The sequence below is a fragment of the Neokomagataea tanensis genome, assembly GCF_006542335.1.
GTDB lineage: Bacteria > Pseudomonadota > Alphaproteobacteria > Acetobacterales > Acetobacteraceae > Gluconobacter > Gluconobacter tanensis.
Map to the genome: position 1 here is coordinate 123102 of NZ_CP032485.1, position 23053 is coordinate 146154.

Here is a 23053-nt window from a genome sequence, read left to right on the forward strand (position 1 = left end):
AAAAAAACCCCGCCAGTCAGACTGGCGGGGTTTTTCATTTCCGGGAAACCGGGAGCAATCAGGAAGATTGCGCCATAATTTCGTCGGCCACGTTGCGTGGAACTGGGTCGTAGTGATGGAACTGCATTGTGAAGGATGCACGACCCTTCGTTGCAGAACGCAGATGCGAGATGTAGCCGAACATTTCCTTCAGCGGCACCTGTGCACGGATCATCACTGTAGAACCAGCTGTTTCTTGGTTCTGGATGATACCACGACGACGGTTCAAGTCACCAACAACGTCACCAACGTGGTCGTTAGGCGTTGTGATTTCGACGTCCATGATTGGCTCAAGGATCACCGGACCTGCAAGCTTCATACCTTCACGGAAGCAAGCCTTAGCCGCGATTTCGAAGGCCAGAGCCGACGAGTCAACGTCATGGTACTTACCGTCAAGCAACGTGAACTTGAAGTCCACAGTTGGGAAGCCGGCCATCACACCAGTCGAAGACTGCATGCGAATGCCCTTTTCAACCGCTGGGATGTATTCACGAGGAACAGCACCACCAACAACCTTGTTTTCAAACAAGATTTCGTCAGGCTTGTCAGAAGGAGCGAACTCGATCTTAACTTCAGCGTACTGACCCGAACCACCAGACTGCTTCTTGTGGGTGTAGGTGTGTACGTAAGGCTTCGTGATCGTCTCACGATAAGCCACCTGAGGAGCACCAATGTTGGCGTCAACGTTGTATTCACGACGCAGACGGTCAACGATGATGTCGAGGTGAAGCTCACCCATGCCGGACAGAATGGTCTGACCTGTTTCTTGGTCCGTCTTCAACTGCAGAGAAGGATCTTCAGCTGTCAGCTTCTGCAGAGCCAGCGTCATCTTCTCAACAGCGTCCTTGGTCTTCGGCTCGACGGAGATGTCGATAACCGGAACAGGGAACTGCATACGCTCCAGAACAACCGGATCAGCGGCGTCAGCAAGCGTATCACCCGTTACCGTGTCCTTCAGGCCAACGAACGCAGCAATGTCACCGGCGCCAACCGACTTCACTTCCTGACGCTTGTCAGCATGCATCTGGAACATACGACCGATACGTTCCTTGTGGCCCTTCGTTGTGTTCAACACGGTATCACCGACGTTAAGAACACCACGATAGACGCGAACGAATGTCAGCGTACCGTACTTGTCAGAAATAATCTTGAACGCAAGACCAGCGAACTTGCCGTCTGGGTCAACCGGAACGATTGGCAAGAAGTTTTCGTCAACTTCTTCGTTTTCCGGTGGCGCAATGCGGATACCTTCGACTTCGTCTGGAGCCGGCAGGTAATCAACAACTGCATCAAGCAAAGGCTGTACGCCCTTGTTCTTAAACGCAGTACCGCACATTACGGGACGGAATTCACCGCTGACTGCACCCTTCTTGATGCACTTCTTCAGGGTAGCGACGTCCACTTCACCCTTTTCGAAGTACTCTTCCATTGCTGCGTCATCGACAGCAAGTGCTGTGTCGAGCAGGGTCTGGCGAGCTTCCTCAGCCTTTTCCTTCATGTCAGCTGGGATGTCTTCGTAGTGGAACTTAGCGCCGAGTTCGCCGCCTTCCCACACGATTGCACGCATCTCAACCAGATCAACAACGCCGACAAAGTTTTCTTCAGCGCCGATTGGCAGCTGCAGAGGAACGGCAACGATGTCGAGCTTTTCTTTCAGCGTGCTGAAAGCATAGTCGAAGTTCGCGCCTGTACGGTCGAGCTTGTTGATGAAGATAATGCGCGGAACGTTGTAACGATCTGCCAGACGCCAGTTCGTTTCGGACTGCGGCTGAACACCCGCCACGCCTTCAATAACGAAGATCGCGCCGTCAAGCACGCGGAGCGAACGGTTCACTTCGATGTTGAAGTCGATGTGGCCCGGCGTGTCGATGATGTTGATGCGGTTGCCGTTCCACTCACACGTTACAGCAGCAGATGTAATCGTGATGCCACGCTCACGTTCCTGCGCCATGTAGTCGGTGGTGGTGTTACCATCATGCACTTCACCGATACGGTGCGACATGCCCGTGTAGTACAGGATACGCTCGGTCGTTGTGGTCTTACCTGCGTCAATGTGAGCGGTAATACCGATATTGCGGATCTTCGAGAGAGCCGATTTGGCTTCCTGAACGCTTTCGGACACGGATAACCTCCAAAATACAATAAAAGGTGTTTCAGTCTTAACCGAAACACCTCCGCCGCAGCCCTTAGGGCTGAACCTGATATGTCCCAGTGGCGGTGGAATGACCCAGACCGCCACGGTTTTCAAGAGCAATCTTTATACCAAAATGCCGATCACTGAAAATTTTTCAGCTTGACACGCCATCAGGCATTGAGAGCCTTCAGGCGGACTGGACGGCCTTGCGCTCCTGCACACGCAGAATACGGCGCTTGATAACCTTTGCTTCGACCGGAAGCTTACGGTCAGGCGTACCAAGCAGGAACGAATCCAAGCCGCCGTTATGTTCAATGGTACGGATGCCGTTTGTGGACAAACGCATACGGACTGAAGCCCCGAGAATATCAGAAACCAGAGTGGTCTCTTGAAGATTCGGGAGAAAACGACGGCGGGACTTGTTGTTGGCGTGGCTGACGTTATTGCCCGTCAGCACGCCCTTGCCCGTGACTTGGCAACGGCGAGACATATTAGCACTTTCCTCGATGCTGGATGACGCTGGACGTCTATGCCCGGCGCGTTCCGTAAATCAGGCGCGGCTTATGGCGAAAGATAGCCCTTCCGTCAAGCCCTTATCGTAAATTCACCACTCTGCGCGCGCCACATAGACGCATATTGACCACCCAAAACAAGCAATTCTGCATGGGTCCCGCGCTCAATAATCCGCCCTTTATCCATAACAATAATCTGATCGACCGACGCAATTGTCGATAATCGATGAGCAATCATAATTGTTGTGCGTGTTCGTGAAAGGGCCTCAAGTTCTTGCTGAATCGCCAGCTCGGTTTGCGTATCCAAAGCGCTGGTTGCCTCATCCAAAAGCAGGATACGCGGGTCTTTAAGCAATACCCGCGCTATGGCTACTCTCTGCTTTTCTCCGCCGGATAATTTCAATCCCCGCTCACCCACAACTGTCTCATACCCTTTGGGCAAGGATAAAATGAAATCGTGGATTTGTGCCCGCCGTGCTGCATCCTCGACGTCTTCCTGCGATGCGCCGGGGCGCCCATATGCGATATTTTCCCCGATACCAGCATTAAACAGAACCGTATCCTGCGGGACGATACCGATGACGCCTTGCAAGTCCTCCGGTGCAAACTGCCTGATATCGTGACCGTCAACACATATTTCACCTGATGAAACATCGAAAGCACGCGTTAGCAAACGACCAAGCGTTGATTTCCCGGACCCTGTGTGCCCAACGACTGCCAGAGATGTCCCAGACGGCACATCAAGAGTAACATGCTTCAGAATTTCGCGGTCGGGATCATAACCGAAAGATACGTCGCTAAAAACGACCGAAGCTGCTCCGGCTTCCCTTAGTTTTAGCGGCACGTCCACAGGGTTTTCGGGGGCCTTTATCTCAGATTCAGACGCTAATAATTCGAGATAATTTTCCAAATCCACCCGAGCATTTTGCCACCCTGCGCTAACATAATTGAGTGACCCAACAGCCGAATATAAGCTTCTTAAATACGCCCCGATCAAAACAAACTGAGCCACCCCCAATCGCTGGTGCACAACGTCCTCAGCGGCAAAAACAAAGAGGGCAGCCGTTGTAACGGCAATCAATATTCCACGCGTAGCCTGCGAAAGATTAACCAATTGATTTAGACGTATATCGGCATCCCGAAATGTCGTTTGCGCCTTGTCATAACGCTTTATTTCGTACTCAGCATTGCCAAAACTCCTAACCGTCTCGAAGTTTAAAATGCTGTCCAAAAGACGGTGCTGCGCGGCTCCACTGCACACGTTACGCCTCCGCCGCGCAGCCATTCTTGCGCGTGTAAAAGCGTATGAAATCGATGAATAAATGGCGATCGCGATGAGCAGAACCAACAGGTACCGTACATGAAAAACACGTACGATAACGACAAACGTCATGAGCAATTCTAAGACGTTCGGCAGGACATTAAACAGGAAAAGATCCAGAACGCTCTCAACCGCCGAGACGCCTCGGTCCAAAACCCGCGTAATTGCTCCTGTCTGCCTATCAAGATGATAGCGCACGCTCATGCTATGCAGATGCCGCAAACCCAGCAAAGCAAGGCGCCTTTGCAGTTCCGCCGTTACAGGTTTGAACACAATATTACGCAGAGGCTCAGCCAAGGCGATAACACAGCGAATAAGAGCAAATTCTGCAACGAGCCAGAGTACGGCTTCTATGGTCGCATGTTTAGAGAGCGCCCCGACAATATGGCTCAAAATAACAGGGGCCAGCACCGCCAAAGCACTCTCCAGCACGAGGAGCGTTATAGCGATAAATGCCCTCAAGCCGAATCGACCAAGTTTTTCGGGGCGGACCAGCGTCCATAACCGGGCAAAGGAAAGTGCCCGAGGGGCATCGCATGTTTTAGGCATGGACAATATAATGCCGCAGCCTCCATTCAGTTTGCAAACACCCACCGACGAGACGAGCATCTGCACACGCTATGACCGCACGCATAACACCTTTCTTAAACCATATCAGCGCCTGTAATCAGGCACAAATCCCTGGCAACCGTTTGCCATTCTTTTGGCGGGACGAGCACATTGGGTGGGTTTCTCCACCAACAGCCAATGCCCTTAAAGCCTTGGGCGCACACTCGGGTGATCAGTTAGGCATAACTGAACCCACAGCCCTCCACCCCCTTGCAAAGACTTTGGCAGAACACGGCCTCTACAAACCGCACCACGAAGATTTTGATATTCGAAATGCTAATGGTGACGTCATTGGGCAGGTTGATCGTGGCGCCATTCCAGTGCTGGGGCTTGCCGCTGAGGGAATACACCTCAATGGTCTGGTCGAGAAAAGCGACGGCAGCTATCTCTGGGTCGCCCGGCGCAGCATGAATAAAAAGCTTGACCCTGGCAAGCTAGACCACCTTGTCGCCGGCGGAATGAGTACCGGCTTAACCCCAGCAACAACCCTCATTAAAGAGGCCGAGGAAGAGGCAGGGATCCCCGCCACACTCGCCGAGCAAGCAACCGCCGTTAGCCGCATTCATTACGCCATGGAACGCCCTGAGGGGCTTAGACGCGATGTTTTGCACTGCTACGACCTCATCCTGCCCGAAACCTTCATCCCCACAGCAAATGACGGGGAAGTCGAGAGCTTCCATCTTCTGCCACTCACAGAGGTTTTTGAGCGTGTACGCACAACGCAAGACTTCAAATTCAACGTGAATCTCGTGCTAATTGATCTTTTCTCACGTCGTGGTTTTTTTGCCCCAGAAGAAAATCATCTTATCAACAAAGCTCTACACGCAGCATGACTATGACCATGATCCGATCAAAACAGAAAATTATTGCCTCTGTCTCTCTGCTTGGCGTGGCGTTTGCGTTAAGTGGCTGCATCACACCTGTAAACGTCGTTCCCGGCATGTGCACCTCCATGCGCGCAACAACAATGCTGGATGTGCATCTAATGTTTGGGTTGACCAAGCCAAACGGCCAAGCAATTTCGGACGACGAATGGAACAGCTTTACTCAAAACGTCGTAACGCCGTTATTTCCATCAGGCTTCAGCGTCATTGCCGCAAATGGTCAATGGAAAGACACAGTAACCGGATCTGTTACGCGTGAGCCTTCGCGCATCCTATGGATTGCAACACCAGACCGCCCAAATCTTCAGCACGACCTGAATCTGATCCGAGAGCGTTACAAGCAAGATTTTGCCCAGCAAGCTGTAGGGCTCACGATCGCTACCGAGTGTGCTTCATTTTAAGAAAGACACGCACTTAAGCCGGTTTATTGCAGCCTCTTCCCTCTATTAGGCGTTTATACCTTTTGTGATAGTGCTCAATCAGCGCTGACTTACATGAGGCTTCAATGACCGAAACATCTTCGATCACCACCGACGGAGACATATCAAAAAGCGTGTTACAGCGACGTGCACGAGGGTTCTTGGCTCTCTTCTTCGTCGCTATCGCTTTGTATACTCTCCATAATTTCTTACCCGCACTTTTATGGGGCACTGTTTTCGCTATTGCTCTCTGGCCACTTTACAAGCGGCTTGAGCGCAAGTTTGGGCAAGGGGAATGGTTGCCACTCATTTTCACGGTTATCGTAGCGCTGATATTTTTGGCGCCCCTCTCCCTGCTCGGCGTAAAAATTGCTGACGAGGCACGCAGCGTCCTCGGCTGGATAGACGATGTCCGGCACAATGGCATCCCCGCCCCAGAATGGCTGGGCCGCCTTCCGTTTCTTTCCAGCCAAGCTTCAAATTGGTGGCAAGCACACCTGACCAGCCCGGACCGAGTTTCTCACTTTCTGCATTCGGTCGATGTCGGCCACGGCATGCAGGTTACCCGGCAAATCGGCTCCCAGCTTGCTCAGCGCGGGATGGTTTTCAGCTTCTCAATGCTGACCCTCTTTTTCCTACTCAAAGACGGTGATCACGTCATTGAAAAGGCACTACTCGGCTCCCAACGCCTTTTTGGGAAACAAGGCGAAACCATCGCCCGGCAGATCATCTCCTCCGTCCATGGCACCGTTTCGGGGCTTATTCTCGTAGGCCTCGGTGAAGGCGTCATTATGGGAATTGCATACGCCTTTGCTGGCGCTCCACAGCCCCTTATTTTTGCTATGGTCACGGCCGTCGCTGCCATGGTCCCGCTCCTAGCATGGCCTACAGTCGGTATCGTGGTCCTGCTGCTCTTGGTTAAAAGCGGTATGGTCAGTGCTATTATCGTCGCCGCATTAGGCGCGATTGTTATCTTTGTAGCAGATCACTTTATACGTCCGGCCCTGATCGGCGGCAGCACTCAGCTTCCGTTTTTATGGGTGCTGCTTGGCATCTTAGGCGGTGCGGAGACATGGGGCTTGCTTGGCCTGTTCCTTGGCCCTGCCATTATGGCATCTTTGCACTTGCTCTGGACATTATGGACAAGCGACAAGACAGAAATCATCATCGGCGATGCGGATGATGGCGCTGAAACAGTCAAAGAATAGGGGAATTACCGCAGGACTGGTCGGGCAGGCGGGATTCGAACCCACGACCCCCAGTCCCCCAGACTGATGCGCTACCAGGCTGCGCTACTGCCCGTCCTGCGGTGGCGGTTATGTAGCAGTGTCTGCCCCATCGCGCAATGGGGCAGATATCAAACTGGCAAAAGTTTTCTTAAACGGCGTAATTCGTCGAGAACTTCTCCCAACTCTATACGCAAGCTGACATTTTGTGCGTGCACTCGGTCTAGTTGCTCTTCATAAGCCGCAACGACCGCGTCATGGTCCACAGTCTTTGCTTCATGGGCTTCATGGGCTTCATGGGCTTCATGGGCTTCATGGGCTTCATGGGCTTCATGGGCTTCATGGGCTTCATGGGCTTCATGATCCGTAGAAGATAGCTCTACGACAAGCACTTTTCCTTGGTCGTCAACCGTTGATTGTGCAACTGCATCATTCGCAGGCACAGCGTCCTGAACGGTTAAAGGCTCTGGTAAAGGTTCCGGCTCATGCTGCGCATGCAGAGCAATAATCTCGGCGCCGGCTGATACCTCAGCATCTGAATGCGCGAGCGAAGCAGGAGTTTTGCCTTCCTGCAAGCGCACAGCGGTCTCAGCAGGAGACAAGCGCTCTATGTATAAAAAATGAGAGATTTTTCTCAGGACATCGACATCCTGCGGGCGATAATAGCGCCGCCCACCCTCGCCCCGGAAGGGCTTTACACCCGGGTAAGCCGTTTCCCATGAGCGCAAACGATGTTGAGGAACGTGCAACTCGTCAGCCACTTCACTGATGGTGCGGTAGGCTTCTTCGGATTTCTGAACATTGGTTAGGTCAGCTTCCGTAATACCTTGCCCATCTCTGTCGTGGTGTTCGTTCAAATCCATCAGTCATCGCCTTGCTGATCATGCCCAAGTGACATTACCTTGTCATTATTAAGCCGATTACGCAAAAGCTGAGATGGCCTGAAGACCAGTACAGCGCGCGGTAGGATAGGCACTTCAACCCCGGTTTTGGGATTGCGCCCTACACGCTCAGATTTACGACGAACGGAGAAGGTACCGAAGCCGCTTAGCTTGACGGTTTCCCCCTGCGATAATTGCTCGCTCACCTGCTCGAGGACAGTCTCTAGAACACGCGAGGAGTCATGCCGGGATAGCCCGACATGAGCATGTATTTTCTCAACAAGCGTTGAACGCGTCACGGTATCCATGTCTTTTGCGTATCATGAATAACGGCGCAGTCAAAAGAAATCTCATCGCACCCCAGACTGGGTACGATTCGCTTACATGCGGAGCAGAGCTGACCCCCATGTGAGACCGCCGCCAAGCGCTTCCATCAATACCAGATCTCCACGCTGGATCCGGCCATCTCTTACAGCGACATTGAGAGCCAGCGGTATAGATGCCGCTGAGGTATTGGCGTGCTGATCCACTGTCACTACGACACGATCAGCCGGCAGGTTAAGTTTTTTGCCCATACCCTCAATGATGCGTAAGTTTGCTTGGTGGGGTACCATCCACTGAACATCCTGCCCTTGAAGCCCATTAGCTTCGAGGGCCTCGTCAACAGCCTGAGCCAGTTTCACTACAGCATGGCGGAAAACCTCACGCCCTTGCATCTTTACCGCTGGGTGTGTTGAGCAGCCTTCTTGCGTCGAATGACCAACGTAGAGAATATCGCCGATTGTTCCATCTGCATGCAGATGCGTTGAGAGGATACCCTCTCCTTCAGCCGCACCGCCTTCTAATATCACGGCGCCTGCACCGTCTCCGAACAGCACGCATGTCGTGCGATCGTTCCAGTCCAGCAAGCGCGAGAAGACCTCGCTACCAATAACCGCTACTCGCCGCGCTGAGCCTGCCTTGATCAAAGCATCACCAACCGACAACGCGTAAACAAAGCCCGAGCAAGCAGCACTCACATCAAAGCCAAAGCCTGCGGGCATGCCCAACAGGGCTTGCACTTCTACTGCGACAGACGGGAATGCTCGGTCAGGTGTTGCTGTAGCAACAATGACGGCATCCAGATCCGCAGGCTGCAAGCCTGCCAACGTCAACGCCTCCTTGACAGCTTCTGCTGCCATGAAGGCTGTCGTTTCATCTTCTTCCGCGATATGCCGCTGACGAATGCCCGTACGTGTGCGTATCCATTCATCTGATGTTTCGATCCGCGTGGCCAGATCATCATTGGTTACGATAGTACGCGGCAAATAGCCGCCGACCCCGACCAAGCGAGCGCGAACAGAAGAAGACATAAAATTAGCCTACTGGTTGTGCGTCAGCCACAGCATCAGACGGAGCCGCCGATTTAACGGGCTCATCATTCAACATGCCGAGTTGGTCTAGACGGTGTCGGATTTTTTCGTTGAGTTTGTGCTCAACCGCATCCATCGCGACATCAATTGCCGAAGCAAAGCCCTCGCCGTCAGCTCCGCCATGCGATTTTACGACAATACCGGCCAAGCCAACAAAAAGAGCACCGTTATAACGGCGCGGGTCAATCCACTCGCGCATACGTTCCAGCCCTGGCCGGACGAGCAAATAACCCAAGCGGGTAATCATATTCGTTTGGAAAACACGCTTCAAAAGACCAAAAGCGAGTTTTAAGGCACCTTCCCCGGTTTTCAGAGCAATATTGCCTGTAAAACCGTCCGTCACCACAACGTCGGTCGTACCGGCCGTTATGTCATGCCCCTCAACGAAACCATGGAACTGCTCAGCGAGCACACCTTCACGCAGGCGCTCGGCAGCCTGACGCAAACGCTCATCGCCCTTCAACTCTTCCGAGCCGACATTAAGCAGGCCAATGGTAGGCTTAGACAGCCCTAATGCAGCCTGAGCAAAAGCCTCACCCATAACGGCGAATTCAACGAGGTTGCGCGCATCACAGGCGATATTTGCACCGAGGTCCAGCATTACGACGTCACCACGACCAGAAGGCTGTACAGCCGCCATAGCCGGGCGTGAAATACCTGGGAGTGTGCGGATAATAATCTTGGCTAGGGCCAGCATTGCGCCACTGTTGCCAGCGGAGACAACGCCCTGCGCCTCACCTGTAGCCACAGATTCCATTGCAACACGCAGGGAAGACCCGCGTACGCGCAGTGCTGATGTTGGCTTCATATCCATCGAGATACTGGCAACTGCGTGCCGAATATCACAGATGCTTGCGGCTTTCGGGTATGCCATCATGGAACGACGGAGCAGCGCTTCGTCGCCAATGAGCAAAACCCGTGCCCGTGGATGCCTGTCTGCTGCCAGCTCAAGGCCAGCTAAAACGATATCAGGTGCCCGATCGCCACCCATTGCATCAATGGCAAGCGTATAGACCTGTTTAGGCTCTTCTACGGTTGCGTGAGATGTAATTGGCGCTTCAGACATTAAAACAGTTCCCAGACAGCATCATTCAGACTTAAGCGCCTTCACAAAACAAGGCGGTGCACCTCTTCATTCGCTGTAGGATGCACCGCCAAGTGGAATTAGGCGCGAACGGCAGTCTTCAGGGTCTTGCCAGCGGCAACAACTTCACGGCCGTCATAATGACCGCAGCTGCTGCAAACGTTGTGTGGGCGCTTCAGCTCACCGCAGTTGCCGCACTCTGCATGTGCTTCAACCTGAAGTGCGTGGTGGCTGCGACGCATGCCACGACGGGACGGCGTGGTCTTTCTTTTAGGGACGGCCATGGCGTTATGCCTCTCTCTTACTGCTGTATCGGCACCAATGACCCGCTCCCGAGGGAGCATGGTGCGCTGGGTTTACAAGTATTCCTTCGGCTCGTCATCACGCCGAGTTCAGGCGGGCGGCTCTAGCAGACAGTACGCAAACTAGCAAGACAAAGCTTGCATTTTAATCAAGTTTGTCACCCTTCCGAAGGGAAGTAAGAGCCGCAAACGGATTCGGACGACCACTTCCTTCAGCCGACCCTTTGCCGCTTTCTCGCGCCGCTTTCAACTCCTCATCGCTCGGCGTCACGTCCACAGCCTCTTGGAGGCCGGCACCGGGCTTGCGCGGGTAAGGATCAAGCATCAGCGCCAGTTGTTCTGCTGCGGCTTCACCAAGATCCAATGCTTTGCCATCATGCGCGACGTCGTCCGGAGCATCCAAATCGATAGAATCGATATCAAACTCGAGGTCGTCCTCTGGCAACTCGTTTGCTGGCACAAAATTAAGCGTAAAATTTTCTGCCAGAATTTCTTCAAACGGTTCTGCCGTGATGGCGCAGGTCTGGGTCACGCGCGCTTGGAGTTTGCCGTCGGCACGAACATGGCGCACGATCCGACTGTCTCCCATTGGCTTGAGGCGAAAATGGCACTGCAATTCGTCTATTGCAGGTATTCCAAGACGCAGAGCCAGCGCTTTACGCTCTGCTTCATTCGCAGAAATGTTCTCTTCCGCCCCGAACCGAGACGGTTAAACAAAAAGCGACGAGAAAATTCGATCCGATCGGACATCCAAAACACTCAAAAAAGACAGTCGCTTCCTTGGGAAAGAAAGCGTAATCGTTGACAAGGATACTCTCTTTGCGGCACGCGCAGGGTTGAGCGCCCTTCTCGCACAGGATATGCACAACTTCATGAATAGCGCATCTCATCCATCAGCCCAAAAAAGAACACGTCGTAACAGAAGTTTTTTTGCTTCAACGATTCTGTTATGTGCCCCTCTGCTGATGGGGGGATGTTCATTGTTCAGCCCCATCCCTCAACCGCGAGGGTCGCTGATCGAAAAAGCGGATTACAGCCAGCTGATCCCCGGCACCAGCACACAGTCCGATGCGATGGACTTGCTCGGCTCACCCACAGCCCACGCGACCTTTGACGATAACACATGGATATACGTATCCATGATTACATCCCCTCGCCCTTTGAGTTTTCCGAAAATCGACAAACAACAAGTTGTCGTTCTGAATTTTGATAACAGCGGCGTCCTTCGTAAGCTGAACACGCTTGGCAAAAGCAACGCTGTTAACGTCGGCATGGTGGGGCGCACCACGCCTGCCCCGGGCACCAAAACCTCGGTTATCCAACAATTGCTGGGCAATGTCGGCCGCTACAACCCTATGAGCAATATGGGTAGCACCTTCGGTGGCAGCTCGGGTCCGATGAGCAACCAGGGCACCGGTAATGGCGGCTCAGGCAACACGCTGCCTTAATATCCTAGCGTGGGAGGCTTAGCGTGACGCTTAGTCCTCCCAACTTGCTCTTATCCAAGCGCATAAAACCCCCATGTGCTTGAACGACGTCTCGCACAATCGTCAGGCCCAGACCATTTCCCAGGCGTGAGCCAGATGCCAAACGCTGCCGGGCTTCCTCGAGCTTTTCGCTGTCTAGGCCGGGCCCGGCGTCTTCAACGGTTATTTCCACCCAGCGCTGCGTCATACGCGCCTCGAAGCGCACAGATGATCCACCGTGTCTTCGTGCATTATCAGCAAGATTACTAACAGCACGCCACATCGCGTCCGGGCGGAGAAGTACTTCCTGCTCCTCGCAGCCGACAACTTCTACAACCCGGCCTCCGCTGCGCTCAGTTGCTGTCGCAACTTCGTTCAGCAAACGGTTTATATCTGTCGGAACTGGCTTTTCGGCCCCTTCTCCCCGCGCGAAAGAGAGATAGCTTTCAATTAAGCGCTCCATGTCGACAAGATCTTGCACCATGTCGGAGACATCAGCCTGAATGTCCTCCGCTTTAACCATCCCCTTGCTTGGCAACATTGCCAATGAGAGACGCAACCTTGCCAAAGGCGTTCTCAAATCATGAGAAACACCTGCCAAGACCGACGTACGCTGCGCTACAAAGCGGTTTACCCTTTCACGCATGCGGTTGAACGCAACAGCCGCTTGGCGCACCTCACGCGCACCCTGTGGGCGTATAGCGCCAGCGTCCCTGCCAAGACCAAAAAGCTCCGCGGCATGCGCGAGCCTACGCACTGCACGCACCTGATTACGCATGAATATTCCGGCAATCACGAACAACAATACTGAAGTGCTCGATACCCAAACGACGAACACCCATATGGGCCCGATACTCAGACGCTTTGAAGGCACGTAAACCCCCAAAACACCGCCTGGTAGTTGTATCCTGACGTCAACAATATGCCTTTTTGGAAACCACTCGACTAGAAAAGGCCTGCCGAGACGCTGCTGCAAAGTCCGGGCAAAAACATCATCGATTGGCCCAAAAATATGATTCGTCCCGTGCTTCGCCAACCGCTCATTTGGTAAATACCGAAATTGCAATTGGGTCGTGCGTTGTGCCTCAGCCAAATAATTTGCTCTGGCAGGGTCCGCCATTGGCACCGCAATCGACGACGTCACCAGCATGATCTCCCCTGTCACGCCTCCAGAGAGCCTACGCGAAACCGTGTGCAAATACGTGCCGTAAAACAAAGCCAATACGATGCTTTGCGTTACAAGAAGGGGGACGAGCACAATCAGCATAGAGCGCCCCCAGAGGGAGCGCGGAAGAAAGCGCCTCAACGACTTATCAAATTTTCCCGCAATGCTCGGCGTATCAATGCCCTGGCTTGAGGACATATCCCTTCCCCCGCACGGTTTGGAGGAAGCGCGGTTCGCGAGGGTCCACCTCAATGCGCCGCCTGAGCCGTGTGACCTGCACATCCACAGCTCGCTCTCCGATTTCTTTGATGTCGAGGGCCTCTGCAATCGCTTCACGGGACATAATTTGCCCAATCTGCCGCGAGAGTACCGCCAGAAGAGCCGCCTCTCCTCCCGTTAGGTAGAGTGGGCCATCAGGACCTGAGAGCAGCGAACGCCCAACATCAAATTGCAAAACCCCGAGAGGCAACACTTGATTTTCCGCCCCACCCGCTGGTGCCGCCCGCCGCAAATGTGCCCGCAAACGCAGCAATAATTCTCGCGGCTCAAAAGGCTTGCCCAAATAGTCATCTGCACCAGCTTCAAGGCCGTCAATACGGTCTGCGGCCTCACCGCGAGCAGTCAAAAGCAAAATGGGAAAAAGCATGCCTCCATTGCGCAAGCCGCGTGTGAGCGACAAACCATCCTCTCCCGGCATCGTCACGTCCAGCACCACAGCATCCGGTTGTATGTGCTGTAAAATCTCGCGCGCTCTTTCTGCGTCAGTCGCCGTAGTAACTCGGTATCCATTTTCCGAGAGATACCGCTGTAAAAGGCGCAAAAGCCGCGGATCATCATCGACGACAACTATATGTTCATCCGTCATGCTGCTGCGTCTCCACATGCTGTAAGGCGACCAAAACACGCCTGAAGCCTTCGACCGACGTAAAACCGGCCTCCCGGTAAGCTTTGAACATTACATCGCGCATCAACTGAAATAACGCTTTTTCCAGTGCATCACCTGTTTCGGTCAATTTTAAGGGGCGCCGACGAGCATCGGTTGCATCGCGCTCTTGCACCAAAAATGCTTGGTCTTTCAGGTCCCCCAACGCGCGCCCTAACGATTGCTTGGTAATATTCAACGCCGCCAGCAATTCTGTCGGCGTAATACCGGGGTGAGAACCAACCAGAAATAAAATTCGGTGGTGTGAGTGTCCCAACCCCTTACTTCTCAGCAAGGCCCCGCACTCTGCGTTAAGGCGCCTCCAAGCCAGCATTTGTGCTTCAAACGACTGCCTCAGCTGCTCTTCGCGCAGATATAAATGCGCGGAAATGGATGGGAGCTCAGGACTTTTCATTAGCCGGGGGTCTTCTCGTCTAGAAATGCAAAGCGGCTAAAATCTTCTATACGCTGGGGATACAAAATCCCCTCCAAATGATCATATTCATGCTGCAAAACATTGGCATGAAAACCCGTTGCCGTACCGGAGATTTCTCGGCCTGCTTCATCTGCGCCCAAATAATGCACGGTTTTAAAACGCGGAACATCTGCTCTTAAACCCGGAATAGACAAACATCCTTCCCGGCACACCATCTTCGTGGCATCAAGCGGCGTCAGGACTGGATTTATTAAGACGCGGGGAGCAACCGGGGATTCTCCATCCACGCATCTGGACTGCGGGACGTGGTATACAAACAAGCGCAAAGATTGCCCGATTTGGGGCGCTGCGAGTCCCGCCCCGTTCGCATCCCGCATCGTGTCGAACATATCGCGCACGAGTTGTTGTATTTCCTCGCTCTCAGGAGTGACAACAGAATCCGCCACACGGTGCAAAGTGGGGTGCCCCATGCGTAAAATCTTTAAAACAGCCATGCTTTTCCCAGCCTTTTTCCAAAATATAGACTGCTCTGAGACAAAAAACGGTTCAAGTGGTCCCTAATGATTTGCACCTGCCGCCGGGAATGTGTTAGAGGCTCGGTCCCAACGGAAATGCCATTTCACGGGCGTCAATGACAAGCGCCCTATCTAAGGAGTTGACGACACCGTGCAGGTTCTCGTTCGTGACAACAATGTTGACCAAGCGCTTAAAGCGCTGAAGAAGAAGATGCAGCGCGAAGGCGTTTTTCGCGAAATGAAGCTGCGCCGCCACTTCGAAAAGCCTTCTGAGCGCCGCGCTCGCGAAGCAGCTGAAGCTGTTCGTCGCGCACGCAAGATGGAGCGTAAGCGTCTGGAGCGTGAAGGCTTCTAATAGCTTTCCTGCTCAAAAAAAGCCGCCTCCTTCGGGAGAGCGGCTTTTTTTATGCTTAAATCGCTAAAATCGGAGCGCTAACCAGCGGGTAGAGGTTTGCTCACAGCATCCTCGACATCCTTAAACGACGGCATTAACGCGGATGGAATACTCTTACGAGCTATTTCAACACTCACCTGTGGGGCGTTCGCTTGCAAATGCGCTACGAGCATCGCCCTGACAACATTCAGATACGCCCCTTCTTCCTCCACAACGCTTTTTAAGCGCCCTGCGATAGGGGCAACCATCCCGTACGCCATCAAGATACCCAAAAATGTGCCGACCAAAGCCCCTGCAATCATTTCCCCCAGTACAGCTGGTGGCTTACTGATAGCCGCCATGGTTTTGATGACCCCTAATACTGCAGCAACGATCCCAAGCGCGGGCAGAGCATCAGCAAGCGACTGCAAAGCATGCGCCATATGCGCCTCTTCCAACGCGCGTTTGCGTAGCTCTCCGCCCATGACGTCATCCATTTGGTAGGGATCTGTCGCGTTCATACCCGCCATCCGCAAGTAATCACAGACGAACACACACACGTCTTCATTCTCCGCTACACGTTGATGTGCACGGAAAATATTGCTCTGCTTGGGTTCTTCTATATGGCTTTCAACGGCCGCCATGCCGCGTGCAGACGCAACCTTGCAGAGATGGAAGAGCACCCCCAGCAGCTCAAGATAGTCCTCCTGCGTGTAACGACTACCCTTCAGGGCTTTTTTCACGTCGTGTAGAGCGTGTTTTACAACCCCCATTGGGTTCGCCATTAAAAAGCTACCGATAGCAGCCCCGAGGATGGTCAAAAGTTCGAAGGGCATAGAAGCAAATAATGGGCCAATAGCTCCACCAGATGCCGCAAATGCACCAAACACACACCCCAGAACGATCCCTAATCCGATCAGTACAAACATATTTTTTCTCAGTATTTTTTGTAAAATTCAGTACGAAGCCACGACAAGAACCACGCGACGATTTACCGCAGCCAGAGGGTGCGCAGGTTCTGCTAAATCCCGATCGGCGTACCCGCTAATTTGGTGGAATCGCCAATCCGGCAAACCCGCATGCACTAAAATGTCTCGTGCTGCTGCGGCCCGGCCGCCAGAGAGCTGCCAGTTGGACAAAGAGCCTGAATGAAATGGCGCTGCGTCCGTATAGCCCGCAACCGACACTGCACCCGCCATCCGGGCCAGATAAGGCGCAATAGTGACCAGTAAAGCCTTTGCATGTTCGGTAGGCTCCACAGCCCCCAAAGCGAACATGGATTCTTTTTCAGAATCAGCAATTTGGATATGCAGCCCATCATCTCCTTGCGTTATGCTCACTTGGTCACGGAGAGTATGAAGCGCGGCATTAGCCCCAATTGCCGCCTGTATTTCCCGCATAACCGCCGCCTGATGTGCTTTCTGTGTTCCTCGCGGCGTGGGAGCGGTCTCTCCCGGCTGAGCGGGGCGATCATGCAAAGGGACAATTTGCGTACTTTGATCGGTGGCGTGCGCTGTGACCGCCCCTCTCCCATTATCAGCTTTGTGCCCAGAGAATTCACCTTCATGCACAACTACGGCCTGTGCCGTAGTCGCCAAAGGCGAGGCATCTGTGCCCAACATGTTATCAACCGGCGGGGGCACATCCTTTTGGATGGCCATGGGATTGAAATAGCTTGCTATTCCGCGCCTTTGCTCTTCCGTGGTTGCATTGATGAGCCACATGACGAGGAAAAAGGCCATCATTGCCGTTACAAAATCAGCATAAGCGATTTTCCAAGCGCCCCCATGGTGGCCAGCCTCAACCACGTTGTAGCGCTTGATAATGATACTTCGTTTTTCTGTCGGGGATGACGTAGGCATATACTCTCCTGCTCAGAGAAAGTATCAGCTCAAAGCCTTAAGAAACCCTTTATTTACGGCTACTCAAGGCAGAACAACCCCATCTTTAACTGCACTGACCGTAACACGGTAACAGCGTATAGCATGTCCCGCATATGAACGGCATATCACCTCGCCCTTTGGACTGTTCGGGTGAATATCATTTATAATTAACACGTTCTGGAACGGCTGTGCAGCAAGCCCCAGAAACTGCCAACGAGGGTCTAACCCGATTACTGGCACTTTGAGCCCAGCCTCAGCCAATTTTGACGCAACGCCATAATCTTCAGCAGCAACCGCATCAGCTTTTTTCTGCTGCACTAAGCTTGCTGCATCCGAAGCAAAGCGCTCCCACCCCGCCGTTTGGCGTGCAACGGGGTCTTTGTTTGGTGCCAATGCTGGGACTTGATACACGGCATGGACCGCGACAAGCACAAAAATGGCACAACCACTTGCCACAGCCCAGCGAACACGCACGAGCGAAAGAGCGCCAATCAGCGCCCATGCCGGATACACGACCGCAGGCCAATTTGCCTGTACACGATCACCCAAAGCGTGTTGGAGAAACACACATAGTGGTAACAACGCGATCCAGCATAATAAATACGCCCCTACTTCAGCACGGCGCCGGTAGGCATGCACAAGACCCATGGCGAAAATCGCAAAAACCAGCGGTGTCGCCAGTCCGATTTGCCCACCAATAAGTTCACCCAAAAATTGCGCGGCACGGGCAGGATGCCAATCCCCTGTTCGTCCACCCTGCTTTATGAAGCTTGCCCAATGGTGCGCCTTATTCCACCAAATGACAGGTGCTGCGCTCAACAAAAACGCCGGTACAGCACACCACGGAGAGAGACGCCGGCGCCAATCAGCATTCAGCAATAGGCCGCACGCCATAGCCGCGCCAACCAGAACGGCAGTATATTTGGAGTCAAATCCCAGACCGAGCCCACCCCCTACTGCGCTCCATGCCAGAACTTTGGATAACGTATGCTTTACTTTGAGCGCCACACTCAGCGCCCAAACAGTAAGGGTTGTGAAAAAAACAAGAGGAGTGTCCGGCGTCATGGTCGCACACCCCAGTCCGACCATTAGCGTCGCGTTCAGCAACCATACCGCACGAATACCGATACGCGCCCCATCCTGCCCGAATAAGTTACGCGCAGCACAGAAAAGAAAAAAACTCCCAGGCAGAACAGAAATCGGCCCTAAGAAACGCGCCCCCAAAGGACTGTCCCCGGCAAGCCATGTACCGATCCGTATCCACAGCGCGACCATGAAGGGATGATCTAAATACCCCCCTTGCAAGTGATGTGACCATTCTCGGTAATAGGCTTCATCAGGCGTTAGAGGCATTGTGCCGGCGAGGTACAGGCGTAAGGCTGTCAAAAAAGCCAGCCCTGCAGAAAGGCTAAAAACCTCTTTGCCCCTCATCGCCAGACCAGCGTAGATGACACCGCATAATTCCAGACAACACTCATGACTGCCCCTGCTGCAGACGAGCGGCTCCAATGGCCGTGCCCCCAATCATGCAACGCCATGCGCGCTATGCCGATATTTGCCAGCGCTCCGACAGAGCACGTCACGACAAATAGGGCGAGCCCCCACCACATGCGGCGCCCCTTTAAGCGCTTATCGTGGTAAGTGATGCGGTTGTTTAGGAAGAAATTCGTCAACATTGCCGCATAAGTTCCCAAAAACTGGCTCTGGGAAAAATTCAATCCTGCGATCTTGCTCACATGCAAGACACTTACATTCACTAAAACACCAATCAACCCGACAAGTGCAAAAGCCAAAAAGCGTGTAGGCAAGCGGCCACGTGTGACCTTATCCATCAGCATAAACGCAAACTGTACCAGCACCTGTACATCAAGTTTGCTTTCACCCGCCTGTCGAGGACGAAAAACAAAAGGAACCTCTTCGATACGGGTTCCAACAGGGGCGGACATGGCAAGGTCCAACAATATCTTGAACCCGGCACCAGAGAGCTTCGGCAGCAACGAGTCGAACGTGCTACGACGTATCGCGAAAAAACCGCTCATCGGGTCTGATATTCGGTGTGGCATGACATATTGGGCTGCCCGGATACCTGTATCCGATAATACATGGCGCCAGCGATTTGCGAGGCCGGAATTATCACCACCCTCTATGTGGCGACTAGCAACGACCAGTTCCGCCCCATCTTTGAGCCGCCGTAGCATCTCAGGTAGAATTTGCTCATCATGCTGCAGGTCACCGTCCATTACGGCCGTATAGGGCGCCGTAGAAGCCAGTATGCCTTCAATAACAGCCGATGAAAGGCCGCGCCGCCCTATCCGCTTTACAACGCGAATACGAGGGTCGCTCTGCGCTAGCTGCGCGGCACAAGACGCCGTTCCGTCAGGGGAATTGTCATCAACGAAGACAACTTCCCACGCAATTCCTGCCAGTGCCTGATCCAGTGCCGACACTAACATCGGCACGTTTTCAACTTCATTGTAGCACGGCACAACAATGGCGAGTTGCGCCGGTAACAACGCAGTATGCGGAAAAGGCATCAGGGCATCACTCAATTAGATCGGGACGCCAGCGAGCGAGCGGCTTGTCTGTATTGTTTGCAATGTCTGAACGCGCACGACGTTGGGACTCTCTGTGAGGCGGCGCGTCAGAACGTTCTGGTGTGCCGCATCTCTTGCAACCAAGCGCACGAGAAAATCTCCCCCGCCGCGAATCATGTGGCATTCACGTGTCTCGGGCCACTCTTCTACCTGCGCCTCAAAAGCAGCCAAGACGCTGTTGCGCTGACTGTCCAAGCCGATCAGCGCATAGAAGACGATAGACCAGCCCAGTAAGGCCGGATCAACGTCTGCGTGGTAACCACGGATAATACCAAGTTCCTCCAAGCGGCGCACGCGCCGAAGGCAAGGAGGTGCGGAAATGCCTACGCGTCGGGCAAGTTCCACATTCGTCATACGCCCATCAACCTGAAGTTCGGCGATAATCAGCCGGTCAATGGCATCAAGGTCAGCGGAGGGCAAAGTGTGCGTTGTGTTCATGTCATCCCGACATATATGGCAGGTAAAGCCGTCCGGAAAGATGGCAAGTGCCGTTGAAACCCCTATATGAAGGGCAACAACATTAAATTGGAATGGGTATGAGCGTTCTTCACCACACTGATCTCCTTGTCGTAGGCGCTGGACCAGCCGGATACACAGCTGCGATCTACGCTGCTCGTGCGAGCATGAAGCCAATCCTCGTGACTGGTATGCAGCCCGGTGGACAGCTAACGATTACGACAGACGTTGAAAATTATCCCGGTTTTGCTGAACCGATCCAAGGGCCGTGGCTCATGGAGCAGATGCGCGCACAGGCCGAACATGTCGGGACAAACATTGTTTACGATCTCATCACAGAAGCCTCATTAAAAAATGGCCAGGATGCAGACGGATATTTTCATCTCAAGGGCGACTCGGGCGATGAATACCGTGCGCGTACGGTTGTGATTGCAACAGGCGCACAGGCGAAGTGGCTTGGCCTTGAAGCTGAGACACGCTTGCGCACTGGTGGTGTTTCCGCATGTGCGACGTGTGACGGCTTTTTCTACCGCGGCAAAACTGTTGCTGTCGTAGGTGGCGGGAACACGGCCGTCGAAGAAGCACTTTACCTTACCCACCATGCCGAGACCGTACACCTCATCCATCGCCGGGACACATTGCGCGCTGAGCGTATTTTGCAGGACCGCCTGCTGGCACATCCGAAAATCAAAACCCATTGGAATGTCGCCGTAAATGACATCATTGGTGGCGGCACACCTGAAGTTGTGCAGGCTGTAGAGCTTAAAAACACCGAGACCGGCGCTCTATCCCGCATTGATGTCGATGGCGTCTTTGTTGCAATCGGCCATCACCCGAATACTGGTCCCTTCCGTGAACAAGTCGCGTGTGACGCAGACGGCTACATCATCACCGAAGCAGGCGGTACTCAGACATCAATTCCGGGCGTGTTTGCTGCTGGTGACGTGCAGGATCGTATTTTCAGGCAGGCGGTCACGGCAGCTGGCACCGGCTGCATGGCTGCGTTAGAGGCTGAACGCTTCATTTCTAACATACCAGCTATGACAAAAACTTGACCCTAGTCGAAGCTTCGGACAGTTTCGTGTTTAATACGAAACTCCGAAGCAAATGATATATCTATGGTTAAGAAGGAAGAGGACCGCCGCCACAGCGGACGGGACGATCATCATATGGACTGGGACAAACTACGCATTTTCCATGCCGTCGCTGAGGCAGGCTCGTTTACGCATGCGGGGGATAAACTAAACCTTAGCCAATCGGCAGTGTCCCGACAGATCTCTGCCCTCGAAGAAGTGCTGCGCGTTCCGCTATTTCACCGCCATGCACGCGGCCTAATCCTGACCGAACAAGGCGAAGTGCTTAACCGCACTGTACGCGACGTCTTTTCTAAACTGGCCCTAACGCAAGCTTTCCTAAGCGAAAGCAAAGAGCGCGCAGCTGGCAAGATTACAATCACCACAACAACGGGCTTTGGCGCATCCTGGCTAACGCCACGCCTTAATCGCTTTCTAGAAAAATATCCCGAAATTGAAGTCTCTCTTCTTCTTGAAGATGAAGAGCTTGACCTTGGAATGCGTGAGGCAGACGTCGCGATTCGCCTTCACCCTCCAACACAGCCTGACTTGGTGCAGCGCCATTTGGCTGATTTTGATATGCCTATATACGCCAGCCCAGAATATCTGGCCGAGCACGGCACACCGAAGACACTAGAGGAACTCGCCAACCACCAGATTATTGGCTTCGCCGGGTGGCACTTGCCCCTACCCGTTGTGAATTGGCTTAATGACGAATTGCACCGTCAAAACATCCCCTATAAAGGCATGCGCCTAGCAATAAACAACATCGCTGCCGTAGCCACGGCCATCGCATCGGGCATTGGGATTGGCTCCTTGCCTTTCTATTCTGCTACGGCCCACCCAAATCTTGTACGCATCCTTGAGGATATTCCTACCCCCAAGGTTGAAGCCTACTTCGTGTACCCTGACGAACTCCGAACATCTAAAAGAATAGCTGTTTTCAGGGACTTTTTACTAGCCGAGATCAACGCTCTAAAACATTCCTGACGGCTTACCCTCAGACGAAGTTCAAACCTTCGTCTGGGGGGAGAGAACCCCCTCATTGACGCGTTCTCTCAGTTCTTTCCCTGCCTTGAAAAAGGGAAAGACTTTTTCTTCCACGTCTACCGTTTCGCCAGTACGAGGATTACGCCCTGTGCGTGCTTGGCGTTGGCGCGGTACAAAAGCGCCGAACCCCCTCAACTCGACTCTATCCCCTTTTTCAAGGGCGAGGCTAATTTCTTCCAGTATCACGTCGACAATACGCTCGACGTCCTTAGGCAGTAAATGTGCGTGTTGCTGTGCTACTATTGCTACCAGTTCAGACCGCGTCATACCTTACTGCCCTCACTTATTATTTCATCG

General features: G+C 53.3%; 26 protein-coding genes and 1 tRNA gene. 7 read left to right on the forward strand and 20 right to left on the reverse strand.

What is annotated here, in order from left to right:
- Positions 1-58 precede the first annotated feature (58 nt).
- The 3 genes from fusA to D5366_RS00550 all read right to left on the reverse strand — a co-directional run bounded on the left by fusA (position 59) and on the right by D5366_RS00550 (position 4555).
- Positions 59-2161: an elongation factor G gene (fusA, locus tag D5366_RS00540; RefSeq protein WP_141491840.1), complete on the reverse strand. Its 2103-nt coding sequence runs from the start codon at positions 2159-2161 to the stop codon at positions 59-61.
- 199 nt (positions 2162-2360) lie between these two features.
- Positions 2361-2663 (reverse strand): 50S ribosomal protein L28, encoded by a 303-nt coding sequence (gene rpmB / locus D5366_RS00545; RefSeq protein ID WP_141491841.1) that lies wholly within the window; start codon positions 2661-2663, stop codon positions 2361-2363.
- Positions 2664-2758: 95 nt separating this feature from the next.
- Complete coding sequence (locus D5366_RS00550) at positions 2759-4555, reverse strand: ABCB family ABC transporter ATP-binding protein/permease (protein ID WP_141491842.1); 1797 nt, start codon at positions 4553-4555, stop codon at positions 2759-2761.
- A 71-nt stretch (positions 4556-4626) separates the two neighbouring features.
- On the opposite strand from D5366_RS00550, the gene D5366_RS00555 reads away from it, so the two are divergent.
- The 3 genes from D5366_RS00555 (at position 4627) to D5366_RS00565 (ending at position 7126) form a co-directional block, all read left to right on the forward strand.
- Entirely contained in the window at positions 4627-5448 is an 822-nt protein-coding gene (locus D5366_RS00555; protein ID WP_141491843.1) for an NUDIX hydrolase, read from the forward strand.
- An 8-nt stretch (positions 5449-5456) separates the two neighbouring features.
- Entirely contained in the window at positions 5457-5900 is a 444-nt protein-coding gene (locus D5366_RS00560) for a DUF3574 domain-containing protein (protein ID WP_141491844.1), read from the forward strand.
- Positions 5901-6004: 104 nt separating this feature from the next.
- The gene (locus tag D5366_RS00565) at positions 6005-7126 is read left to right on the forward strand and encodes an AI-2E family transporter (protein WP_141491845.1); all 1122 of its coding nucleotides are present in this window, start codon (positions 6005-6007) and stop codon (positions 7124-7126) included.
- A 17-nt stretch (positions 7127-7143) separates the two neighbouring features.
- Here the strand turns inward: D5366_RS00565 and D5366_RS00570 are convergent.
- From D5366_RS00570 to D5366_RS00605, 7 genes are all read right to left on the reverse strand, one after another.
- Positions 7144-7220 (reverse strand) — tRNA-Pro (locus D5366_RS00570).
- Between the two features lie 55 nt (positions 7221-7275).
- The gene (locus tag D5366_RS11835; protein ID WP_205839591.1) at positions 7276-8007 is read right to left on the reverse strand and encodes a MerR family transcriptional regulator; all 732 of its coding nucleotides are present in this window, start codon (positions 8005-8007) and stop codon (positions 7276-7278) included.
- The gene (locus tag D5366_RS00585) at positions 8007-8333 is read right to left on the reverse strand and encodes an integration host factor subunit alpha (RefSeq protein ID WP_141491846.1); all 327 of its coding nucleotides are present in this window, start codon (positions 8331-8333) and stop codon (positions 8007-8009) included. The genes D5366_RS11835 and D5366_RS00585 overlap by 1 nt, the downstream gene beginning before the upstream one ends.
- Before the next feature lie 72 nt (positions 8334-8405).
- A complete protein-coding gene (locus D5366_RS00590) occupies positions 8406-9377 on the reverse strand; it encodes a beta-ketoacyl-ACP synthase III (protein ID WP_141491847.1) in 972 nt (323 codons plus the stop codon).
- A 4-nt stretch (positions 9378-9381) separates the two neighbouring features.
- Entirely contained in the window at positions 9382-10503 is a 1122-nt protein-coding gene (plsX, locus tag D5366_RS00595) for a phosphate acyltransferase PlsX (protein WP_141491848.1), read from the reverse strand.
- Positions 10504-10601: 98 nt separating this feature from the next.
- Positions 10602-10805 carry a 50S ribosomal protein L32 gene (gene rpmF / locus D5366_RS00600; RefSeq protein WP_084367160.1) on the reverse strand — a complete coding sequence of 68 codons (204 nt, stop codon included), beginning with the start codon at positions 10803-10805 and terminating at the stop codon, positions 10602-10604.
- Positions 10806-10968: 163 nt separating this feature from the next.
- On the reverse strand, positions 10969-11394 hold the full coding sequence (locus D5366_RS00605) for a DUF177 domain-containing protein (protein ID WP_240775277.1): 426 nt from the start codon (positions 11392-11394) through the stop codon (positions 10969-10971).
- 301 nt (positions 11395-11695) lie between these two features.
- On the opposite strand from D5366_RS00605, the gene D5366_RS00610 reads away from it, so the two are divergent.
- Entirely contained in the window at positions 11696-12271 is a 576-nt protein-coding gene (locus D5366_RS00610) for an outer membrane protein assembly factor BamE (RefSeq protein WP_141491849.1), read from the forward strand.
- A gap of 4 nt (positions 12272-12275) precedes the next feature.
- Here the strand turns inward: D5366_RS00610 and D5366_RS00615 are convergent, their stop codons facing one another.
- From D5366_RS00615 to def, 4 genes are read right to left on the reverse strand one after another with little or no spacing between them, the layout of a single operon-like run.
- The gene (locus tag D5366_RS00615) at positions 12276-13652 is read right to left on the reverse strand and encodes an ATP-binding protein (RefSeq protein WP_240775278.1); all 1377 of its coding nucleotides are present in this window, start codon (positions 13650-13652) and stop codon (positions 12276-12278) included.
- The gene (locus D5366_RS00620; RefSeq protein WP_141491850.1) at positions 13630-14319 is read right to left on the reverse strand and encodes a response regulator; all 690 of its coding nucleotides are present in this window, start codon (positions 14317-14319) and stop codon (positions 13630-13632) included. The genes D5366_RS00615 and D5366_RS00620 overlap by 23 nt, the downstream gene beginning before the upstream one ends.
- Positions 14309-14791 carry a MarR family winged helix-turn-helix transcriptional regulator gene (locus D5366_RS00625; RefSeq protein ID WP_141491851.1) on the reverse strand — a complete coding sequence of 161 codons (483 nt, stop codon included), beginning with the start codon at positions 14789-14791 and terminating at the stop codon, positions 14309-14311. The genes D5366_RS00620 and D5366_RS00625 overlap by 11 nt, the downstream gene beginning before the upstream one ends.
- Entirely contained in the window at positions 14791-15306 is a 516-nt protein-coding gene (gene def, locus D5366_RS00630; protein WP_141491852.1) for a peptide deformylase, read from the reverse strand. The genes D5366_RS00625 and def overlap by 1 nt, the downstream gene beginning before the upstream one ends.
- A 172-nt stretch (positions 15307-15478) precedes the next feature.
- Here def and rpsU point away from each other — a divergent pair, with 172 nt between their 5' ends.
- A complete protein-coding gene (gene rpsU / locus D5366_RS00635) occupies positions 15479-15682 on the forward strand; it encodes a 30S ribosomal protein S21 (protein ID WP_007283570.1) in 204 nt (67 codons plus the stop codon).
- A 77-nt stretch (positions 15683-15759) separates the two neighbouring features.
- Here rpsU and motA read toward each other — a convergent pair whose 3' ends face one another.
- The 5 genes from motA to D5366_RS00660 all read right to left on the reverse strand — a co-directional run bounded on the left by motA (position 15760) and on the right by D5366_RS00660 (position 20615).
- Entirely contained in the window at positions 15760-16629 is an 870-nt protein-coding gene (motA, locus tag D5366_RS00640) for a flagellar motor stator protein MotA (RefSeq protein ID WP_141491853.1), read from the reverse strand.
- A 27-nt stretch (positions 16630-16656) separates the two neighbouring features.
- Positions 16657-17562 carry a flagellar motor protein MotB gene (locus tag D5366_RS00645; RefSeq protein WP_141491854.1) on the reverse strand — a complete coding sequence of 302 codons (906 nt, stop codon included), beginning with the start codon at positions 17560-17562 and terminating at the stop codon, positions 16657-16659.
- A 63-nt stretch (positions 17563-17625) separates the two neighbouring features.
- The gene (locus tag D5366_RS00650; protein WP_240775279.1) at positions 17626-18969 is read right to left on the reverse strand and encodes an ArnT family glycosyltransferase; all 1344 of its coding nucleotides are present in this window, start codon (positions 18967-18969) and stop codon (positions 17626-17628) included.
- Positions 18970-19010: 41 nt separating this feature from the next.
- Positions 19011-20117, reverse strand: a complete 1107-nt coding sequence (locus D5366_RS00655) for a glycosyltransferase (RefSeq protein WP_141491856.1) — start codon at positions 20115-20117, stop codon at positions 19011-19013.
- Between the two features lie 15 nt (positions 20118-20132).
- Entirely contained in the window at positions 20133-20615 is a 483-nt protein-coding gene (locus tag D5366_RS00660) for an Lrp/AsnC family transcriptional regulator (protein WP_141491857.1), read from the reverse strand.
- Positions 20616-20713: 98 nt separating this feature from the next.
- Between D5366_RS00660 and trxB the strand changes: the two genes are divergently transcribed.
- Complete coding sequence (trxB, locus tag D5366_RS00665) at positions 20714-21688, forward strand: thioredoxin-disulfide reductase (RefSeq protein ID WP_141491858.1); 975 nt, start codon at positions 20714-20716, stop codon at positions 21686-21688.
- Positions 21689-21802: 114 nt separating this feature from the next.
- Positions 21803-22696, forward strand: coding sequence for a LysR family transcriptional regulator (locus tag D5366_RS00670; protein WP_141493735.1), 894 nt, complete (start codon positions 21803-21805; stop codon positions 22694-22696).
- Between the two features lie 21 nt (positions 22697-22717).
- On the opposite strand, the gene D5366_RS00675 is transcribed toward D5366_RS00670, so the two are convergent.
- Complete coding sequence (locus tag D5366_RS00675; protein WP_141491859.1) at positions 22718-23023, reverse strand: integration host factor subunit beta; 306 nt, start codon at positions 23021-23023, stop codon at positions 22718-22720.
- Positions 23024-23053: the final 30 nt, after the last annotated feature.

Bases quoted from the DNA above. Each gene is read 5' to 3' on its own strand.
- D5366_RS00655 (WP_141491856.1), bottom strand. From the start codon at position 20,117: ATGCCTTTTCCGCATACTGCGTTGTTACCGGCGCAACTCGCCATTGTT.
- D5366_RS00560 (WP_141491844.1), top strand. From the start codon at position 5,457: ATGATCCGATCAAAACAGAAAATTATTGCCTCTGTCTCTCTGCTTGGC.
- D5366_RS00565 (WP_141491845.1), top strand. From the start codon at position 6,005: ATGACCGAAACATCTTCGATCACCACCGACGGAGACATATCAAAAAGC.
- D5366_RS00550 (WP_141491842.1), bottom strand. From the start codon at position 4,555: ATGCCTAAAACATGCGATGCCCCTCGGGCACTTTCCTTTGCCCGGTTA.
- D5366_RS00625 (WP_141491851.1), bottom strand. From the start codon at position 14,791: ATGAAAAGTCCTGAGCTCCCATCCATTTCCGCGCATTTATATCTGCGC.
- rpmF (WP_084367160.1), bottom strand. From the start codon at position 10,805: ATGGCCGTCCCTAAAAGAAAGACCACGCCGTCCCGTCGTGGCATGCGT.
- D5366_RS00585 (WP_141491846.1), bottom strand. From the start codon at position 8,333: ATGGATACCGTGACGCGTTCAACGCTTGTTGAGAAAATACATGCTCAT.
- D5366_RS00615 (WP_240775278.1), bottom strand. From the start codon at position 13,652: ATGTCCTCAAGCCAGGGCATTGATACGCCGAGCATTGCGGGAAAATTT.
- D5366_RS00610 (WP_141491849.1), top strand. From the start codon at position 11,696: ATGAATAGCGCATCTCATCCATCAGCCCAAAAAAGAACACGTCGTAAC.
- motA (WP_141491853.1), bottom strand. From the start codon at position 16,629: ATGTTTGTACTGATCGGATTAGGGATCGTTCTGGGGTGTGTGTTTGGT.
- D5366_RS00620 (WP_141491850.1), bottom strand. From the start codon at position 14,319: ATGACGGATGAACATATAGTTGTCGTCGATGATGATCCGCGGCTTTTG.
- D5366_RS00555 (WP_141491843.1), top strand. From the start codon at position 4,627: ATGACCGCACGCATAACACCTTTCTTAAACCATATCAGCGCCTGTAAT.
- rpmB (WP_141491841.1), bottom strand. From the start codon at position 2,663: ATGTCTCGCCGTTGCCAAGTCACGGGCAAGGGCGTGCTGACGGGCAAT.
- D5366_RS00590 (WP_141491847.1), bottom strand. From the start codon at position 9,377: ATGTCTTCTTCTGTTCGCGCTCGCTTGGTCGGGGTCGGCGGCTATTTG.
- D5366_RS00670 (WP_141493735.1), top strand. From the start codon at position 21,803: ATGGACTGGGACAAACTACGCATTTTCCATGCCGTCGCTGAGGCAGGC.
- trxB (WP_141491858.1), top strand. From the start codon at position 20,714: ATGAGCGTTCTTCACCACACTGATCTCCTTGTCGTAGGCGCTGGACCA.
- def (WP_141491852.1), bottom strand. From the start codon at position 15,306: ATGGCTGTTTTAAAGATTTTACGCATGGGGCACCCCACTTTGCACCGT.
- D5366_RS00675 (WP_141491859.1), bottom strand. From the start codon at position 23,023: ATGACGCGGTCTGAACTGGTAGCAATAGTAGCACAGCAACACGCACAT.
- D5366_RS00660 (WP_141491857.1), bottom strand. From the start codon at position 20,615: ATGAACACAACGCACACTTTGCCCTCCGCTGACCTTGATGCCATTGAC.
- D5366_RS11835 (WP_205839591.1), bottom strand. From the start codon at position 8,007: ATGGATTTGAACGAACACCACGACAGAGATGGGCAAGGTATTACGGAA.
- plsX (WP_141491848.1), bottom strand. From the start codon at position 10,503: ATGTCTGAAGCGCCAATTACATCTCACGCAACCGTAGAAGAGCCTAAA.
- D5366_RS00645 (WP_141491854.1), bottom strand. From the start codon at position 17,562: ATGCCTACGTCATCCCCGACAGAAAAACGAAGTATCATTATCAAGCGC.